Genomic DNA, 17,478 nt, shown 5'->3' with positions numbered 1-17,478 from the left:
TAATTATACCGATCGCTCTGTTGAATTTGACAGTTGTTGCCATGCTAAAATTATAGAGCGATCGCACTTTCGGACAAAAAGGGCGATCGCTCTTTCGGAAAAAGAAACAATTGCGCTACACTCAAAGCATTATGAGACAGCTTGGATGTATTGCGTTACAGGTTTCAAATCGATATCATCGTTGGAAGTCAGTATTTTGAATAAATGCCAGGGGATGCCTGCTGCAATCAAAGCTTCCATCGCGCGATCGAGCTTTGAGAAGTCTTCATAGATGCCAACAAACTGACTAACGCAAGCTAAAGATTCATCTTTCGGGTCATTAACTCCCGTGTATTTGTACTGAATATCAAAACCTGCTTTTTCGCCAATTTCTTCGATATCCCAGTCTACAAGATTAAGATCGATCGCTTCAACGGCTAGGGCAATATGACCGGGCGGTATGGGGTCAAGAGGCTCGCAGCACCAGCCCTCAGAATTGTTCCATACACTTTGACCTTGAGATTCTCGAATTTTCATAAGTTTCTGAACACAAAATGTTACAAACTTGGTTATGATAATTAAGAACGACGATAGTTAATTTATTAACTTAAATGTACCAGATTGAATACACTCCGCAAGCAATACAAGACATAAAATACTTCAAGAAGCACGAGCAACAACAAATCTTGAGCGAAATTCCTGTGCAATTGCGATATGAACCGAGTGTTGAGACTCGCAACCGCAAGCGCACTCGACCTAATAGTATGGCGGAATGGGAATTGCGGATTGCGGAGTTTCGAGTCTTCTATAATGTTGAAGAACAGGTACAGATTGTGGAAATTCAGCGTATTGGCGAGAAAGAGGGCAATACTTTTTTATTTCGCGGACAGCAGGAGGATGTATGACAATTAAATGGAATTATCGAGTGTTTGTGGAAGATAACGGCGATTATATCATTCGGGAAGTGTTTTATGAAGCAGGTGGAGCGATCGCAGGATGTACTGAAAATGCTGTGGAACCTTGGGGAAAAAGCTTAGAAGAATTAGCAAAAAACATTGAGTGGTTTAAAGAAGCATTGACGTTACCCGTTTTGACACTCGCTGACATTCCCGAACCGCTTCGGAGATCGGAGTCAAAGCAAGAGCGAAGTGGCAATGTTTCTCATGAGGCATTGATGGCAGAGTTAGGTTTAGCTGAGCCATCTACTGTGAATTAAATGCAGAGAGCGATCGCACTTTTGGTTATTTGGACAATAAGGGCGATCGCGCTTTGAGATTGGGGATGGGAGAGGCGCGACCTTACTATAATTAACGGATGTTTGCAAAGAATCCCTCCATTTTTTGAACCTCTGACTGTTGAGCTACCTGTGCTTTTTGAAGATCGCTTTGATAGCTTTGTTCACATTTGATTTTACAATCAGAATAATTATCGTCTCCTATATCACATCCTGCTCCGCAAAGCATTTTTATTCCGGATTCAGCTACGACCACATCTCGTTGATAGCTTAAAATAGTGTAAGTTCGCCAGTAGAGTTTAAGATTTTGAACCAGTCTAGTTTTCTCAGCAACACAGCTATCATCAGATGAAATGCGTAGCAAAACTTGTTTGGCATTCTCAAGAGGAAAAATCATGCTAGTAGCTTTGAAGGCATCTACAGGAATATTTCCTATGGCAGATAGTGCCTCTGAAGTATCTATTGGACATGAAGAGCTAAATGTTTGAGGTTTTGAAGGAGGTACATTTGGAGATTCTGGAGTAGGGCTTAGACTTGTATCAGGGATTGTGGTCGATCGTGATTCAGTAGAATTGCAACTTGAAACTGCCCCGAAAAGCAACATAGTGATTGCTATTAGCATAAAATTACGTAACTTAAGCTTGTTCATGATGATTACTTGTTAGGAAAATATGGTGCGTGTTTGCAATAAACAAATAATTATTGTAATTGTAGGTACTGGAATTTTGAGATTAATGGAGAAAAGAGCGATCGAATGGGTGTGGGTTAGGATCGCTCTTCAAAACTAATTCACCTTATTTACCTTTCCTATGTTTGACTTATTACCATTTCTTGGATTATTTATTGTCCGCCAGTAATCGTCATCGAAATTTATGAGAACCTCTTGGCTTACATCTGCATCCAGACTATCGTAATACCACACAAAGTATCGATTACCACTCTTAGCCTGAACCAGTATTTTGTAGTAAAGATTCTCTAATCCAAATTTTTGCAAAACTTTAAATGATTCAGTAGCCATAAGCTCATGCTCCTGTGAATAGCTTAATTGTTAGTTTCTAAATTTTGTGAGGGAGGTGGTAACGGAACATTACCCTCCACGGGAGTCAGTTTATATTCTGGCTTTGTAGCTGCTTTGTTAGCCTCAATTATTTCAGTCATTGCCTGAATCAAGTGAGACTGTGTAAGCTGCTTTTGGTCTTTGGGTTTATCTTCTTTGGCAGCAGCAACTACACCTTGAAAAACAGCATTTTTGATGTCTCTTCCAGAGATTTGATCGAACTGTTTCGCCAGTTCTTCAAAATTTACCGATCGCTCTAAGGGAAGCTTGCTGGGAATCTGAGCTTGCCAAATTTTTACCCGCGCTTCTTCATCCGGTAAATCAAATTCTACTTTCCATCGGATTCTACTTATAAAAGCAGGATCGTAGTTGCGGATTAAATTCGTGGCAAAAATTACAATTCCTTCGTATGAAGAGAGTTGTACGATCATTACACTGCGGGTTAAGTTAACTGCTGTGTCAGTTGACTGGGTAACACTTTCAAGACGCTTTCCCAAGAAAGAATCAGCTTCATCGAAGAATAAAACTGCATCCTGTTCGCTAGCAAACTCAAAAGCTTTAGCAATATTTTTGGGGGTATCGCCAACATATTTAGACTCTAGTTGTTGGTAAGGTACAACTAAAATTTTCTTGTTCATCGCATGAGCTAGTGCTTCAGCAGTCAGCGTTTTACCCGTACCAGGAGGTCCAGAAAAGTTGATGGATAAAGCTTTGTCTAGCTTGTGCTTCTCGCTCATGCCCCACTCATTAAAAATTAAATCTTGATACTGAATTTCAGCCAAAATTAAATCAACCTGGCGTTTAGTTTTCTGGGGTATAACTACATCAACTAAAGTGTACTTAGGTTCTCTGAGGTATGGGCTAAAATCTATGGATGATTCTGAAGATTCGTTCCCTTTCTGTATTTTGTCGCCTAGACTATCCACAACTTTGTCGATCAAGTTATCAACTACACCACCTTTGCCATTGTTAGAGGTGGGGTTTTCTCCAGCAGCTTCCCGAAAAGCTCCTAATCTATCAATTCTTGGCATGATTTATTACCTAGATAAGAACATCAACTCAAAATCAATTATCCCAATTGGTCAAAGACTTTACTTCAGCTTTCGACCTAGTTTTAGGGAAATCCTGATTGTCTCCCTTGAATTTAAAGACTTGTGACGGCTTACTTTCAATATGTTTGGGATCCCAAATTTCCAGAATGATTTCATCCGAGTATTCTCCAGAGTACAAGATCGCATATAAAGTGGTTCCGCGTCCAAATTGTTCGATGAGAACGGGTGCGATCTGGGTTGGCCAGATGGTGGCTAATTTGTCAAAAACACTCTCCAAAGAGATTTTATAAGGTTGAGATACCCCAAAAAGGCGACGCATAAAATCAAAGCCATCACCTTTTTCAAACTTAGGTATTTCGCTGTTTTTATCGGGATACCAAGCATCTAATTTATTGTTGCGCGGTGCATCGTTTCGTGGCATGGTAATGACCTATTGTATTGAAATAAAAGATGGATATTGTCCTATATTATACAGTGTCAATCGACCTGAATAATTAAAGCATTAAAAAACAATTTTTGCCTCATTTTGCCATAATTGTCTACGCTATCAGTCATTTTTTCTACAAACTTGGCAAAGGGGTTATCAGCCAAGATAGATGGCAGTTCTGGTGCAGCAATAAACTGGATGAATAGCATAGTAAATAGCTCTTCCGCCGTTTTTTTCCATTGGTCGTATTCTCGACCTGTTAACTCGTTATCAAGCACATAGATTCTTTCTAACTTAGAAGAAAGAACATTTGAGCGAATTTCTAAATCGCCTTTATCAATCTTTGGAACTGCGTACCCCCTTTCAGAATCGCTGATATTTGTGTCGTATAGCCATATTTTAATGTATTGAAAATTGCAATCAGAGATACGACGACTCTCGCGAAAGATTTTTCTGACAATCAAATCATCAAAGAATCGTTGAACTTTTTCGATGACAACACATTGACCGTTGTTGAGTTTTTCACCAGGAAGTCCAAAAATTTCGATGGTATTTAAAATACCATTACTTTCAGAAGAACGAAAATCAATGTGAAGAAAAATTTTTTCAGGCTTAGGTGTGCGTGACATAGTTCACTCTCATCTAAATTAGTATGAATTCTGCAATTTGATGGTTTTTGTTTCTGACCGATACTTAGGGAGAGGAGAAATCTGAGGAGCTTGTTCTATGCTGAAAACTTGCGAGGGTTTGCTATCAGCATATCTAGGGTCCCAAATTTCCATTATGGTTTCACCTAGCATTGCTCCGGCATAGAAGATAACGTACAAACTGGCGACAAATCCAAAGGCTGCAATTAAAACACTAACAACAGCAGTTTGCCATATTTTTTGCAATGCCCAAACTAAGGCTTCGAGAAAAGCAGCAACAACCCTTCCTAGCCATTCAACTAACTGATCTAATAGACCACCTAACCATGCGAAAAGACCCATCAAATTTACCTCTTAACTACATTATGCTAGAGTCAGCTTAGTTACTATCGGATTCTGTTTGGTAGGCAACTGAACATCAGTTCCCGGTTCTAACATTCCGATCGAGCCTATAACTGATTGATTTTGTGACGATGTTGGATCGATAAATCCAAGAAATACTTCTCTACCCTCTCTGAAAACCGCTATCCACCACTCACGTCGATACCCAAATTCTTGGCGTAAGTAATACTCAATCTCAGACCAAGTATTGTCCAAAAACTGGGCTATATTTGCCAAAAGATATTGAGTAGCTTCTGTTACGTATCCCCAAATTTCTCTGGTAGCAGCAACTAAGTTCTCCCATAACTCCGCAAAAACTCTTGATAGAGCATCAATAACTGCACCAACCCCATAACCCACCGCTGCACCAAGAATGAATCCGGCAGCAGCTTGCAGTAAAATATCCCAAACCATTACTATTTACTCCAGGAAACGTATCGATTCATAAGAATGAACCGCATTAACCGTATGAAGTTGATGTCTTATCCAAACAGATCGAAGAAAGATACCTGTTGCCCGATCGCACGCACCCCAAACAAATACCGCAACGCCTAAGCATCCAGTACCAACTCGGCCCCGCACCAAGCAACATCTTGCTCCTATATATGTATTCGGTTTGAATCCCAAATTTTATGCAAAATCTGGCTTATTGTTACAAATCTTTACACTAGCCCATTAACTGCTGCTGTATCTGCACCCTAAGCTCTTGACAAGCAGCTCTATTTTTTTAAAGCAGAGCGATCGCCACATCCGTTCCTGAAATGATAAACTAAGTGTACTCAGATAACAACTAGCCAAAGCTATAACTTTAGTTAGGCTTTAGCTATCAACTAAGCGAGACATACTGCGATGACATCCAGCGACGAGATGTTTGCTGAAGCTGCGAATAACTGGGACTTGGAAAGGCTCTACAAAGCTATGGCAGAAGCCAAATGGCAAGTATCTCCCCGTGCCAGAAAGGGACTGACAGAACGGGAAAAGCTGTTTCTCCGAGGTTTGCTCTGCGGGCACAGTCCTGCGGAAATAGCTAGCCAACTCCATCAAAGTCGTAAAGGTGTTGAGGTTTATGTATCTAAAACTTTATATCAATACTTTAAAAAAATTACAGATGTACCTAACGAAAAGGTAAGCAACTGGAGAAATATTCACAACTGGCTAGAAGAAGCTGGATATAAAACTATGCCGTCTGTTAAATCTAACTCAAGCAATTATTCACCCCAAGTTCCATTAGTAAATATAGTTAACATAAGTTTGAACAATCAAAGTCATTCAATAACAATTGACATTCACCTCCAACTAACATTACCTTCGCTTTCAGAGCCAACCATCACAGAAGACATGGATACAAAAGATCGCCCCGACACCAACCAATCTAACTAAAAGCCGATCGCCTATAATAGAATCAACACTCATATTCTCAAACGCCATGCAATATAGCTTTGCCACCTGAAGTCGAAGCTAGGAGTGCAGCGCTTTCCTCACCAGCGGCAAATCCAAAATCGAGCGATCGCCCCCAACGACTCCTGAGCAAGACCAATGCTTGCTACAATCGGGAAAGGTAAACGCTGTGGCTAACACTACAGCCCGTAACCCCAAAAGCTAATAGCTAAATTATTAAAAATCTGCCTCTCCTGCCATGTTTAAAAATCTACTCGGCGACCCCAACGCTCGCAAACTGAGAAAATTTCAGCCTTGGGTAGCTGATATCAATATCTTGGAAGAAGACTTACGCGCCCTCTCAGACGACGACCTCAGAGGCAAAACAGCGGAGTTTAAAGAACGTCTGGCCAAAGCTAAATCTCTCAACGAAGAGAAAGAAATCCTCGATGAAATCTTGCCCGAAGCTTTTGCAGTGGTGCGGGAAGCGGGACAGCGAGTTTTGGGAATGCGCCACTTTGATGTCCAACTCCTCGGTGGCATCATCTTGCACAAAGGCCAAATTGCCGAAATGAAAACCGGTGAAGGCAAAACTTTGGTGGCGACGCTGCCGGCTTACCTCAACGCCCTCAACGGTAAAGGCGTGCACATCATCACCGTCAACGATTATCTCGCACGGCGGGACGCGGAATGGATGGGGCAGGTGCACCGCTTCTTGGGACTGACTGTGGGACTGATCCAGCAGGGCATGGATCAGGTGGAACGCAAGAAAAATTATAGCTGCGACATTACCTACGCGACTAACAGCGAAGTGGGCTTTGACTACCTGCGGGACAACATGGCTACTGTCATGGAAGATGTCGTGCAGCGTCCTTTTAATTTCTGCGTGATTGACGAGGTTGACTCGGTGCTGATTGATGAAGCCCGCACACCTCTAATTATTTCCGGCCAAGTGGAACGCCCCAGCGAGAAGTACATCCGGGCGGCTGAGGTGGCTACTGCTCTGAGAAAGGAAAATGAGGAACATTACGAGGTTGACGAAAAAGCGCGGAATGTGCTGTTGACCGATGAAGGGTTTGGTGAAGCTGAGAATTTGTTGGGCGTTACGGATTTGTACGACCCGGCTGACCCTTGGGCGCATTACATTTTTAATGCGATTAAGGCGAAGGAATTGTTTATTAAGGATATTAACTACATCGTCAATCTCGATCGCGAAGTGGTGATTGTCGATGAGTTTACAGGGCGGGTGATGCCGGGACGACGCTGGAGTGACGGTTTGCACCAAGCCATCGAAGCGAAAGAACACGCGGAAATTCAGCCAGAAACTCAGACGCTGGCGACGATTACTTATCAAAATTTCTTTTTGCTATATCCGAAGCTGTCGGGGATGACTGGGACGGCGAAGACTGAGGAAACGGAATTTGAGAAGATTTACAGTCTGGAAGTGACGCTGATTCCGACTAACCGGATTCCCAGCCGTGGCGACCTTTCGGATATGGTTTACAAGGCAGAGGCCGGCAAGTGGAAGGCGATCGCCCAAGAATGCGCCGAAATGCACGAAATCGGTAGACCGGTGCTGGTGGGTACTACCAGTGTGGAAAAATCCGAGTTGCTCTCTAGGCTGCTTCGGGAACTCAAGATTCCTCACAATTTGCTGAATGCGAAACCGGAAAATGTGGAACGGGAGTCGGAAATTATCGCTCAAGCCGGACGCAAAGGCGCTGTGACGATCGCCACAAACATGGCCGGACGGGGTACCGACATCATTCTGGGCGGTAATTCCGAGTACATGGGACGCCTGAAGTTGCGCGAGTATTTGATGCCCCGGATCGTGCGCCCCGATGATGAAGACGGGTTTTCCCTGGTACAAGCGCCCGGTATGGGCGGCCGCCCCGCAGCTCAAGGTTTTGGTCAAACTGCTAAAAAAGTCAAGTCTTGGAAAGCTTCGGCGCAGATTTTCCCGACACAGCTATCGAAAGAGGCCGAGCAACTGCTGAAAGGGTCGGTTGAATTGGCGGTGAAGGAGTACGGGGAGCGATCGCTCTCGGAATTGCAAGCCGATGACATCGTGGCTGTAGCGTCGGAAAAAGCGCCCACCAAAGACATCGTAATTCAAAAATTGCGGGAAGCTTACAATCTAACTCGCAGCGAATACGATGCCTTTACCAGCACCGAACACGATGAAGTTGTGCAGTTGGGTGGCTTGCACGTTATCGGTACTGAACGTCACGAATCGCGCCGGATTGACAATCAGTTGCGCGGCCGCGCGGGACGACAAGGAGACCCCGGTTCTACGCGGTTTTTCTTGAGTTTGGAAGACAATTTGCTCAGGATTTTCGGGGGCGAACGGGTGTCGAGTTTGATGAAAATGTTCGGTGTTGAGGAAGATATGCCGATCGAATCTGGAATGCTGACTCGATCGCTCGAAGGCGCTCAGAAAAAAGTCGAAACCTACTATTACGACATCCGCAAACAGGTGTTTGAATACGACGAAGTGATGAACAATCAGCGTCGAGCCATCTATGCGGAACGCCGCCGAGTCTTGGAAGGTTTGGACTCGAAGGAACAGGTAATCAAGTATGCCGAACAAACGATGGACGACATCGTGGGAGCATACATCAATCCCGATTTGCCTTCGGAAGAATGGGAACTCGACAAACTTGTCAGCAAGGTGAAGGAATTTGTTTATCTGTTAGCTGACATGACTCCGGATCAATTAGAAGATTTGTCAGTTGAGGAAATCAAAACTTTCCTCCACGAACAAGTCCGCAATGCTTACGACATGAAGGAAGCGGAAGTTAATGCCATCCGTGCCGATTTGATGCGAGATGCGGAACGGTTCTTTATCTTGCAGCAAATTGATACTTTGTGGCGGGAACACTTGCAGCAAATGGATGCTTTGCGCGAGTCTGTGGGATTGCGCGGTTACGGACAAAAAGACCCGCTGATCGAGTACAAAACGGAAGGTTACGAGCTGTTTTTGGACATGATGACGGATATCCGCCGCAACGTGGTTTATTCGCTGTTCCAGTTCCAGCCGCAGCCTGCAATGCCTGTTTCGGCTGAGATGGTTTAGAGGGATTTTGTCGGGACACAACAATGTTCGTTGGTGCCAAACAAACGTCAAACGCAGTCATAAACTGCTGTTTTGTGACTAGACCCGATCCCCCCTAGCCCCCCTTAGGTCGGGGGGGACAAGAAGCACTCAAAGTCCCCCTTTTTAAGGGGGATTTAGGGGGATCTAGACTAAGATAAGACGGCGGTTGAAACCGCGTCTACACAAACAAAACCCGCCTCCGCGGGTTGAAGACTGTATTAAGCCCAATCTTCTTGATCGCTTTTTTGTTTCCTGTAAACTTCACCATTAGCGTGAATTTTGCGGGTTTGTTCGTACAGAGTTTCTTCGGTATGATTCCATTGTTGCAGGGCTTTTTTTAAGTCTGCTTGGATATCTCTAGCGCCGGGAAATCCTTTATAGCGAATGATTAATCTTGCTAATTCTGATAAATTGTTGTCGGTTGGTTCTTTGCCTAATAAACTATCGACTGTGGCTCGATCGCGTTTGTATTGCGGGTGCTGTTGGTCTTGATTTTTTGTGTCTAAATCCATATTGTTTGTCCTGGTATATCTACTGAAATTTTGCTTGAACAATCTTATTTTATAATTTTTATAATAAAGAGAATGCTTTTTAACCGCAGAGGGCGCAGAGGGCGCAGAGTCAGAGAAAAGAGAGATTTAGAAGTTGTTTTGTTGCTCGTTTTTGGCTATTGATTTATGTGCCTGGTTTTTCTAAATTTGGCTGTAAGTTTAAAGCTTTTTGTTGATAAATTAAACCTTCATTGGTTCGCCCTTGCTGTTCTAATACTTTGCCTAAGTTCCAGTAAGCGGCTGCTAAGTCTGGCTGCATGGCGATCGCCTTTTGGTAGTATGTTATCGCTTCATCCAGCAAGCCTTGTTTGTAACACATACTGCCTAAGTTAACATAGGCTGCGACAAATCTAGGCTCGCATTCGATCGCCTTTGAGTACGCCCGCACCGCTGCGTCTGTCTTCCCTTGGGCTTGCAGGATATTCCCGAGGGTTTTGTAGGCGGGGGCGAAATTGGGTTGCTGGCGCAGGGTTTGGTAGCACTGGGCGATCGCCTCTACATATCTCTGTTGCGTATAATAAACTTCGGCTATCTTGCTGCGTGCCACCGCCACATCCGGTTCGAGTGCTAGTATTTTTTGGTATTGGGCGATCGCCTCCTCAAATTTTCCTGATTGCTGGAGTTTCTCGCCCGCTGACAAATACTGCTCTGTTAACTCGGAATTTACGGTCATATATTTTTAGTTTAACAGCCGAGTTTACTTTACCACAGGTGTTGGCTAGCAAGCGCAATTCCTACAGATATTCTGACTGTTTGAGATTTTAAATTTGTTTCTGTACCTGAATCGGAAACTACGCATGGAGGCTAGAAACCCGGTTTCTACGAATTTTGAATTGAGTTACGAGAAATCTCCGCAGAAACCCGATTTCTGAGGTCAGTCTGTATCGGCTTCCTAAAAAAATAGTATGATTGTTTAGAAGCAGCATCAACGCTAATTGGGGAGTAAATCTCATGGCATCACTAGCAGGAAAGGTTGCAATTGTGACTGGTGCATCGCGGGGAATTGGACGCGCGATCGCCCTCCGATTATCCCAAGAAGGCGCATCGGTTGTCGTCAACTACGCCAGAGGAACAGAAGCCGCTCAAGAGGTTGTATCCGCGATCGCACTCTCAGGCGGCACAGCATTAGCCGTACAAGCCGATGTCAGCAAAACCGCAGAAATTCGCGATTTGTTGGATCGCACTCTCGAAACCTATTCACAAGTCGATATTTTAGTCAACAATGCGGGAGTAATTCTTTACAAACCTGTAGCAGAAGTTACCGAAGCAGAGTTTGACAATCTGTTTGCAGTTAACGTCAAAGGCACATTTTTTGCTTGTCAAGAAGCTGCTAAACGCATGGCAGATGGAGGCAGAATTGTCAACTTTTCTAGTTCGACAACGGCGATAATGATGCCAACTTACGGGGCTTACGTGGCGACAAAAGGCGCGGTGGAACAGCTAACTCGATCGCTGGCGAAGGAATTGGGCGATCGGCAAATTACAGTCAATGTCATTTCTCCGGGCCCCACGGATACAGAACTTTTCACTGTCGGCAAAACCCCCGAACAAATTCAAAGATTTATGCAAATGACTGCTTTCGGAAGACTCGGAAAAGTTGAAGATATAGCAGATGTGACGGCTTTTTTGTGTAGCGAACAAGCCAGATGGATTACCGGACAAAATATCCGCGTTAACGGCGGAAGTGCTTGATTCAGTTGACAGTTGACAGTTGACAGTTGACAGCACTTGACAAAGGAAGGAAGAGGATTGGAGTAATGAATATTTTTTTTTATTTCTTCCAAAAAAGGTTCCGGCTTTAAAGCAATTATTTGTGATAAAGTAACGCGGGGCGGAGCGATCGAGATTGAAAACATCAGGAGAAAAAAACCGTGAAAGCTGCTTACTACGAACAACTCGGCAACGCGAAAGATGTCCTCAAAATTGGCGAAATCGATGTTCCAGAATTGGGCGCAAATGATGTGCTGGTTAAAGTACGCGCATCCGGAATTAACCCATCCGATGTTAAGCAGCGCAGCGGTTGGGGCGGACTCACAATGCGATACCCGCGAGTCATTCCCCACAACGACGGTGCGGGCATAATTGAAGCAGCAGGAGAAGGCGTGCCACAGTCTCGAATTGGGGAACGTGTTTGGATTTATGAAGCCACTTTGCCCCGCCAGTTTGGTACGGCGGCGGAGTATGTTGTTGTTCCCAGCGAACAAGCGGTTTTTCTACCGGAAAATACAGATTTTGCAGCGGGTGCTTGTTTGGGAGTTCCGGCTATGACTGCACACCATTGTGTTTTTAAAGATGGTGCTGTTACTGGGAAAATTGTATTGGTTGCGGGCGGGGCGGGCGCTGTTGGTAATTATGCGATCCAATTGGCAAAATGGGGTGGCGCGACGGTTATTTCGACGGTAAGTTCTGCGGAAAAAGCAGAAATTGCTAAAACTGCGGGAGCTGATTATATTGTTAATTATAAAGCTGAAGATGTGGTGGCGCGGATTAAGGAAATTGCGGGCGGTAAAGGGGTCGATCGCATAATTGAAGTTGATTTTGCCGGAAATCTGGAAATTAATCTCAAAGCGATCGCCCGTAACGGCACGATCGCCACCTATGCTTCTGATTCAAATGCAACGCCTCAAATTCCTGTGTACTCGTTAATTTACAAAAATCTTACCGTTCATTACGTCCTAGTTTATGCTATGGACAAAGCAGCGCACCAACAAGCGGCGGCAGATATTACGACTTGTCTGAAAGCTGGAGTTTTGCGACACGTTATTGCTGGGCGCTTTGGTTTAGACGAGATTGCGGCCGCTCATGAATTGCAGGAAAGCGGTAGTGCGATCGGCAATTTGGTTTTATTGAGGTAGATTTTTAGGCACGTAGTTGCGCTGTCTTCGCTCTTCGATTTGTTCAAAAGCGCTAAGAAAGAGCGCTTAAGCGCAACTACATACCTTGATTTAATTCGATCGCACCGAGAATCGATCGCCACAATCAAGGAGACAGTTGCCACACCTTGATCGTGTCGTCATAACTGCCGCTGATCAGAGTTTTGTCCTGAGGATTAAAAGCCAATTCCACCCAAGTAGAATGACCTTTCAGCGTGCCTTGCTCCCCGCCATCCATCGCCCACAGCTTGATAGTTCCGCTCAAATCGCTGCTGGCTAGCGTCGCCCCGTCGGGACTGAAAGCTACAGACTGAATTCGATCGGTATGACCGGCAAAAGTCACCTCACCGGACGGTTCGGGCCCGTGATCCGTGGTGATATCCCAAATCCTCACGGTATTGTCCCAGCCGCCGCTGCCCAAAATTGTACCGTCGGGGCTGATCGTAAGCGCCGAAACAGCATCAACATGACCAGTCAGAGTGGCTTGGAATGCCCCTGTTTTCCAATTCCACATCTCGATCCTACCGTCGCCTTTGCCAGCAAACAAAGTGTCTTTATAGGCACTGAAAGCTACCGAATGCACTTCGTCGGTTATCCCTTTGAGTGTTTGCAACTCGGCCCCGCCTTCGACTTGCCACAACTTCAAAGCATTATCTTTGCCTACACTGGCGAGGGCTTTGCCGTCGGGACTGAACACCACCGAGAACACGCCGTCTGTGTGTCCGTCCAATGTCCGAATTAACTGGCCAGAATAGAAATTCCACAGTTTAATCGTACCGTCAGCGCCACCGCTGGCGATCGTCCTGCCATCGGGACTCACTGCCACTGACCACACGGGCCCCAAATGTGCCGCCAAAACCTTGAGCACTTTACCGTGACGCTTGTGCAGCAGGTGAATTGTCCCATCGTTGTTGCCACTAACTATCACGCGGCCGTTGGGAGTGACTGCTACCGCCCACACCGGATTTTTGTCTTGCTCTGTCAAAGTCCGCACTGCGGGGTGTGACAGCGATGGCTCGCTGCTGAAATTCTGCATGGGGGGCGGGTCGAACCGAATGTCGGGAATGCTAGAAACAGGCTCATTGGAAGTGAAAGCCTCCGATACCGGAGATGGCAAGCGAGAACCGAGCACCAATGAAATCAGAGCAACTGCGGCTCCCCCCCACATAGCTAAAGTCCACTTGGGTTTGCTGACAATCACCTCTATCGGTGTCGGGCCGTATTTCATGTCTGTGAGAATTGCTTCGATCGATCGATAGCGTTTTGATGGTTCTCGCTGCACCATTTTGTCCAGGATGCGGCCGAGTCTGGCCGAAACTGGTACTTTCAAATAATCCCTCCAGGCCCAAGCGTCGGCTTTGATGTCAAACAAATCAAAGGGCGACATTCCCGTTAACAAGTGAATGCAGGTGACGCCCAAACTGTAGATGTCGCTGCTCTTAATTGCTTCACCTTTAATTTGTTCCGGCGCCGCGTATTCGGCAGAACCCGTCACTGTTTCTGTTTTCAGCGGCCCGCTGTTGGCAGGAATTGCGGAGCCGAAATCGACTAAAACTAGCCCGGATTCCTCCTCCCAAGAATCCAGATGCTCTTTCCCGACTATTGCTGCCGACGTTTGGGAAGATTTGCGGTGAACAATATTGGACGGTTTGATATCTCGGTGAATCAGTTGATTTTCGTGGACAAATTCCAGCACTGGTAACAACTCGCTCAGCAGATACCAAATGTGAATTTCTTTAAAAACGCCTTTTTCCGAAAGCCGATCGGCTAAATTGCGCCCTTCAATGTATTCTTGCACTAAATACTGGCAGCCTTCGACTTCAAAAGATGCCAGCAGTTTCGGTATTTGCTGGTGTTTGCCCAACTTGTCGAGAACTGAGGCAGAACCCAAAAATGTCCGGTTGAACTGGTTTTGACCGTCGGCGATTGACGGCATGGGGCCGCAGAACTGTTGAATGACGCAGCGGGGTTGCGCTGGTTGGTCTTCATCGGCTGCTAGGAAGGTGCGGCAAGCGATACTTTGACCGAGGGTGTGAAAGACTCGGTAGCGCCCTTTGAGCAGCAAGTTCGACTCGCAATTTGTGCAGGCTGTCGCGCGATCGAGATTTTTGGGATTTTGGCAATTGGGATTTATGCAGTAACTCATTTGTCTTGCCGCTGGAGACCCCCGTCCGATTTAAAGGGAGGAGTGGGGGAGGAAAGCGGGGCGGTGCGTGCCGCTTCCTGTGGACAAATTAAATAATTTGAATCTTTGCTTTATGATAATTGTTTCCTAGATTTTAGCCACAATTGCTTCGATCGATCGCGCGTAAATTATTGCTGAGACCTATTTTCCAAAATAATACAACTGTAGAAAAAATTTCCACCACTATCGAGTCAGTCATCCCCAAAATTCTTCAATCGTCCGACACTGCGGCAAGCAAGGGCGACCGCGCTGGCGACTTGTCAGTCAGCGTAGCCGAAGCAAGCCTAAGGAAGCCGTCGCAGTCTAAAATCTCTAATTGGTAGGACTTTTATTCGAGCGATGCTTAATAAGTCGATCGCACCGAACATGATTGCTCGGCTGGACTCGCTGTCAACGAATTACGGTATACTGTCGTTGTGGATACAGTAATTGCGGCGATGGAGTCAATTTCAAATTTCCAATCAACTGAAAAATTGAAATTTTGGCAACTTTCGCCAAACTAACTAATAACTTTTAACTATTACCTATGCCGTTAATTCGCGTTCCCAAACCTTGGGAAATTCTCGACTCACAAATTACCTCAGAAACAGCCTTTCTCAACCGCCGCCGTTTCATGACCAATTTAATTGGCGCCGGCGTGACGGCTTCGCTGCTACCACTTACAGGCTGTCAAAGCAATGACAGCTCAAAAACTGCTCTCGAAAAAAGCTCAACCCAAGCATATTCTGGCTTGAACCGGAATCCTGTCTTTGCGAAAGTCGATCGGGCAATTACCGACGAAGCCCTAGCTACCAAATATAACAACTTTTACGAATACGGAGGCACAAAATCTATTTGGCAAGCCGCCCAAGCTTTACCAACCGAAAACTGGAAAGTAGAAGTAACTGGTTTAGTCAAAAATCCCCGCACCTACGATATAGACGACCTCCAGAAAAAATTTCCCATCGAAGAACGAGTTTATCGATTTCGCTGCGTAGAAGCCTGGTCGATGGTAGTTCCTTGGGTCGGATTTCCCATGAAATTACTCATGGCTGATGTCGAACCGCAATCGAATGCTAAATTTGTTCGCTTCACCTCATTTTACGACTCAAAAATCACTCCCGGCCCCGGTTTGATGTCGCAATTTTATCCTTGGCCTTATACCGAAGGTATGCGAATCGAGGAAATGGCAAACGATTTAGCATTTTTTGCCACAGGATTGTACGGGCGGCGCTTACCCAAACAAAATGGGGCGCCGCTGCGGCAGGTGATTCCCTGGAAATACGGTTTTAAGGGCGCAAAGTCGATCGTTAAAATTGAATTTGTCGAAAAACAGCCCGCCACTTTTTGGAATACCATCGGCCCCAACGAATACGCATTTGAAGCCAATGTCGAACCCGACAAACCGCACCCCAGATGGTCGCAAGCCAGCGAACGGGTAGTCGGGCCCGGTAACAGTTGGTCGTGGGAAACTCGCCCAACTTTGCCCTATAACGGTTACGGCGAATATGTCGCAAGCCTTTACAGTTAGCGAAATTTCACACTCAGATAGGACGTATGGTTGAAACCGCGTCTACACAAACGATGTCCGGATGGTGCGCGGACAGAAGAAAAAACCTAATTTCAACCGCCGACTCTTCAACCCGCGCACCATCCGAGTTTTGCCTGTATAGACGCGATTTCAACCGCCCGATCTTATTCTATAGCGGTTCTCAAGCATGGTGAGATATGCCCCATGCCCTATGCCCTATGCCCTATGCCCGGTCTTATTCTAAGTTAATTTCCAGTTAATAAAAAAGGAAAATATGCAATGCTTGAAATTCCCGGCATTCAAACATTAAATAAAATACACGAAAATTCTATTTCAACAGTTTATCGAGGTATTAGAGAACAAAATCAACAGCCAATTATTCTCAAACTACTCAACGAAGACTATCCAACTCCCGGCGAAATCGTCCGCTACCGACAGGAATACAAAATTCTTCAAATCCTCAACCTGCCAGGAGTCATCAAAGCCTACGACTTACAAAAATATCGCAACACTCTCCTTCTAATCTTAGAAGATTTTGGCGGTTTCTCATTGAAACAAATGCAGGAACAGCAAAGCTTTAGCCTGTTTGAATTTCTCAATATCGGCATTCAAGCCGCCGCAATATTAGGACAAATTCACGCAGCAAACATCATCCACAAAGACATCAACCCCGGCAACATTATTCTCAACCCAGCCACAGGAAAAATCCAAATTATTGACTTCGGAATTTCCACCCTGTTAACCCGCGAAACTCCTACCATAAAAAATCCCAATATTTTAGAAGGAACTTTAGCCTACATTTCACCAGAACAAACAGGGAGAATGAACCGTTCTCTAGATTACCGTACAGATTTTTATTCCCTCGGCATTACTTTTTACGAACTGCTAACCAACCAATTGCCTTTTGAGACCAAAGATGCAATGGAATTGGTACACTGTCACATTGCAAAACAGCCATTGCCCATCAACAAAATCAATCCACAAATTCCTCCGGCTGTGTCAGCAATAGTGGCTCTCCTGACTTTATGGTGTATAATGTAACAAACAATACATTTACTGTCATGGACTTTTATTTAGACTATATATTAGACTTGCCTGGAGTCAAGAT

18 protein-coding genes and 1 pseudogene are annotated in these 17,478 nt (G+C 45.1%); 8 read left to right on the top strand and 11 right to left on the bottom strand.

Going from position 1 to position 17,478, the window contains the following annotated elements; translation table 11 throughout:
• Nucleotides 1-129: 129 nt before the first annotated feature.
• Complete coding sequence (locus JGK07_RS22425; protein WP_293183336.1) at nucleotides 130-516, bottom strand: hypothetical protein; 387 nt, start codon at nucleotides 514-516, stop codon at nucleotides 130-132.
• A 74-nt stretch (nucleotides 517-590) separates the two neighbouring features.
• On the opposite strand from JGK07_RS22425, the gene JGK07_RS22420 reads away from it, so the two are divergent.
• Both JGK07_RS22420 and JGK07_RS22415 read left to right on the top strand, forming a co-directional pair.
• Nucleotides 591-884 (top strand): type II toxin-antitoxin system RelE/ParE family toxin, encoded by a 294-nt coding sequence (locus tag JGK07_RS22420; RefSeq protein ID WP_293183338.1) that lies wholly within the window; start codon nucleotides 591-593, stop codon nucleotides 882-884.
• Nucleotides 881-1,195, top strand: a complete 315-nt coding sequence (locus JGK07_RS22415; protein WP_293183340.1) for a hypothetical protein — start codon at nucleotides 881-883, stop codon at nucleotides 1,193-1,195. The genes JGK07_RS22420 and JGK07_RS22415 overlap by 4 nt, the downstream gene beginning before the upstream one ends.
• Before the next feature lie 91 nt (nucleotides 1,196-1,286).
• Here the strand turns inward: JGK07_RS22415 and JGK07_RS22410 are convergent, their stop codons facing one another.
• The 7 genes from JGK07_RS22410 to JGK07_RS22380 all read right to left on the bottom strand — a co-directional run bounded on the left by JGK07_RS22410 (nucleotide 1,287) and on the right by JGK07_RS22380 (nucleotide 5,191).
• A complete protein-coding gene (locus JGK07_RS22410) occupies nucleotides 1,287-1,862 on the bottom strand; it encodes a hypothetical protein (protein WP_293183342.1) in 576 nt (191 codons plus the stop codon).
• Nucleotides 1,863-1,997: 135 nt separating this feature from the next.
• Complete coding sequence (locus JGK07_RS22405) at nucleotides 1,998-2,231, bottom strand: hypothetical protein (RefSeq protein ID WP_293183344.1); 234 nt, start codon at nucleotides 2,229-2,231, stop codon at nucleotides 1,998-2,000.
• A gap of 23 nt (nucleotides 2,232-2,254) precedes the next feature.
• On the bottom strand, nucleotides 2,255-3,301 hold the full coding sequence (locus tag JGK07_RS22400) for an ATP-binding protein (RefSeq protein WP_293183346.1): 1,047 nt from the start codon (nucleotides 3,299-3,301) through the stop codon (nucleotides 2,255-2,257).
• Nucleotides 3,302-3,335: 34 nt separating this feature from the next.
• Nucleotides 3,336-3,743, bottom strand: coding sequence for a hypothetical protein (locus JGK07_RS22395; RefSeq protein WP_293183348.1), 408 nt, complete (start codon nucleotides 3,741-3,743; stop codon nucleotides 3,336-3,338).
• A 56-nt stretch (nucleotides 3,744-3,799) separates the two neighbouring features.
• The gene (locus tag JGK07_RS22390; protein WP_293183350.1) at nucleotides 3,800-4,378 is read right to left on the bottom strand and encodes a hypothetical protein; all 579 of its coding nucleotides are present in this window, start codon (nucleotides 4,376-4,378) and stop codon (nucleotides 3,800-3,802) included.
• An 18-nt stretch (nucleotides 4,379-4,396) separates the two neighbouring features.
• Nucleotides 4,397-4,738, bottom strand: coding sequence for a hypothetical protein (locus tag JGK07_RS22385; RefSeq protein ID WP_293183352.1), 342 nt, complete (start codon nucleotides 4,736-4,738; stop codon nucleotides 4,397-4,399).
• A 21-nt stretch (nucleotides 4,739-4,759) separates the two neighbouring features.
• Entirely contained in the window at nucleotides 4,760-5,191 is a 432-nt protein-coding gene (locus tag JGK07_RS22380) for a hypothetical protein (RefSeq protein WP_293183354.1), read from the bottom strand.
• A gap of 435 nt (nucleotides 5,192-5,626) precedes the next feature.
• On the opposite strand from JGK07_RS22380, the gene JGK07_RS22375 reads away from it, so the two are divergent.
• Entirely contained in the window at nucleotides 5,627-6,157 is a 531-nt protein-coding gene (locus JGK07_RS22375) for a LuxR C-terminal-related transcriptional regulator (RefSeq protein WP_293196649.1), read from the top strand.
• A 256-nt stretch (nucleotides 6,158-6,413) separates the two neighbouring features.
• Complete coding sequence (gene secA, locus JGK07_RS22370; RefSeq protein ID WP_293241850.1) at nucleotides 6,414-9,230, top strand: preprotein translocase subunit SecA; 2,817 nt, start codon at nucleotides 6,414-6,416, stop codon at nucleotides 9,228-9,230.
• A 239-nt stretch (nucleotides 9,231-9,469) separates the two neighbouring features.
• On the opposite strand, the gene JGK07_RS22365 is transcribed toward secA, so the two are convergent.
• Together JGK07_RS22365 and JGK07_RS22360 are read right to left on the bottom strand one after the other, a co-directional pair.
• On the bottom strand, nucleotides 9,470-9,763 hold the full coding sequence (locus JGK07_RS22365) for a DUF3288 family protein (protein WP_293184890.1): 294 nt from the start codon (nucleotides 9,761-9,763) through the stop codon (nucleotides 9,470-9,472).
• A gap of 163 nt (nucleotides 9,764-9,926) precedes the next feature.
• Nucleotides 9,927-10,475 carry a tetratricopeptide repeat protein gene (locus JGK07_RS22360; protein WP_293184891.1) on the bottom strand — a complete coding sequence of 183 codons (549 nt, stop codon included), beginning with the start codon at nucleotides 10,473-10,475 and terminating at the stop codon, nucleotides 9,927-9,929.
• Nucleotides 10,476-10,753: 278 nt separating this feature from the next.
• Here JGK07_RS22360 and JGK07_RS22355 point away from each other — a divergent pair, with 278 nt between their 5' ends.
• On the top strand, nucleotides 10,754-11,494 hold the full coding sequence (locus tag JGK07_RS22355) for an SDR family oxidoreductase (protein WP_293225944.1): 741 nt from the start codon (nucleotides 10,754-10,756) through the stop codon (nucleotides 11,492-11,494).
• A 179-nt stretch (nucleotides 11,495-11,673) separates the two neighbouring features.
• Nucleotides 11,674-12,657: an NADPH:quinone reductase gene (locus tag JGK07_RS22350; protein ID WP_293184893.1), complete on the top strand. Its 984-nt coding sequence runs from the start codon at nucleotides 11,674-11,676 to the stop codon at nucleotides 12,655-12,657.
• A gap of 124 nt (nucleotides 12,658-12,781) precedes the next feature.
• Here JGK07_RS22350 and JGK07_RS22345 read toward each other — a convergent pair whose 3' ends face one another.
• Entirely contained in the window at nucleotides 12,782-14,821 is a 2,040-nt protein-coding gene (locus JGK07_RS22345; RefSeq protein ID WP_293190504.1) for a protein kinase, read from the bottom strand.
• Between the two features lie 565 nt (nucleotides 14,822-15,386).
• Here JGK07_RS22345 and msrP point away from each other — a divergent pair.
• Both msrP and JGK07_RS22335 read left to right on the top strand, forming a co-directional pair.
• Entirely contained in the window at nucleotides 15,387-16,370 is a 984-nt protein-coding gene (gene msrP, locus JGK07_RS22340; RefSeq protein ID WP_293184895.1) for a protein-methionine-sulfoxide reductase catalytic subunit MsrP, read from the top strand.
• Between the two features lie 279 nt (nucleotides 16,371-16,649).
• Nucleotides 16,650-17,381: pseudogene (locus JGK07_RS22335) on the top strand (serine/threonine-protein kinase); the annotation flags it as partial.
• Nucleotides 17,382-17,478 lie beyond the last annotated feature (97 nt).

The organism is Microcoleus sp. PH2017_24_DOB_U_A (assembly GCF_020738205.1).
Taxonomy (GTDB): domain Bacteria; phylum Cyanobacteriota; class Cyanobacteriia; order Cyanobacteriales; family Microcoleaceae; genus Microcoleus.
This window is presented reverse-complemented; position numbering and strand designations above follow the sequence as displayed.

Excerpts from the sequence above, each read along its gene's own strand:
- JGK07_RS22425 (WP_293183336.1), bottom strand. The coding sequence starts at position 516 with ATGAAAATTCGAGAATCTCAAGGTCAAAGTGTATGGAACAATTCTGAG.
- JGK07_RS22420 (WP_293183338.1), top strand. The coding sequence starts at position 591 with ATGTACCAGATTGAATACACTCCGCAAGCAATACAAGACATAAAATAC.
- JGK07_RS22415 (WP_293183340.1), top strand. The coding sequence starts at position 881 with ATGACAATTAAATGGAATTATCGAGTGTTTGTGGAAGATAACGGCGAT.
- JGK07_RS22410 (WP_293183342.1), bottom strand. The coding sequence starts at position 1,862 with ATGAACAAGCTTAAGTTACGTAATTTTATGCTAATAGCAATCACTATG.
- JGK07_RS22405 (WP_293183344.1), bottom strand. The coding sequence starts at position 2,231 with ATGGCTACTGAATCATTTAAAGTTTTGCAAAAATTTGGATTAGAGAAT.
- JGK07_RS22400 (WP_293183346.1), bottom strand. The coding sequence starts at position 3,301 with ATGCCAAGAATTGATAGATTAGGAGCTTTTCGGGAAGCTGCTGGAGAA.
- JGK07_RS22395 (WP_293183348.1), bottom strand. The coding sequence starts at position 3,743 with ATGCCACGAAACGATGCACCGCGCAACAATAAATTAGATGCTTGGTAT.
- JGK07_RS22390 (WP_293183350.1), bottom strand. The coding sequence starts at position 4,378 with ATGTCACGCACACCTAAGCCTGAAAAAATTTTTCTTCACATTGATTTT.
- JGK07_RS22385 (WP_293183352.1), bottom strand. The coding sequence starts at position 4,738 with ATGGGTCTTTTCGCATGGTTAGGTGGTCTATTAGATCAGTTAGTTGAA.
- JGK07_RS22380 (WP_293183354.1), bottom strand. The coding sequence starts at position 5,191 with ATGGTTTGGGATATTTTACTGCAAGCTGCTGCCGGATTCATTCTTGGT.
- JGK07_RS22375 (WP_293196649.1), top strand. The coding sequence starts at position 5,627 with ATGACATCCAGCGACGAGATGTTTGCTGAAGCTGCGAATAACTGGGAC.
- secA (WP_293241850.1), top strand. The coding sequence starts at position 6,414 with ATGTTTAAAAATCTACTCGGCGACCCCAACGCTCGCAAACTGAGAAAA.
- JGK07_RS22365 (WP_293184890.1), bottom strand. The coding sequence starts at position 9,763 with ATGGATTTAGACACAAAAAATCAAGACCAACAGCACCCGCAATACAAA.
- JGK07_RS22360 (WP_293184891.1), bottom strand. The coding sequence starts at position 10,475 with ATGACCGTAAATTCCGAGTTAACAGAGCAGTATTTGTCAGCGGGCGAG.
- JGK07_RS22355 (WP_293225944.1), top strand. The coding sequence starts at position 10,754 with ATGGCATCACTAGCAGGAAAGGTTGCAATTGTGACTGGTGCATCGCGG.
- JGK07_RS22345 (WP_293190504.1), bottom strand. The coding sequence starts at position 14,821 with ATGAGTTACTGCATAAATCCCAATTGCCAAAATCCCAAAAATCTCGAT.
- msrP (WP_293184895.1), top strand. The coding sequence starts at position 15,387 with ATGCCGTTAATTCGCGTTCCCAAACCTTGGGAAATTCTCGACTCACAA.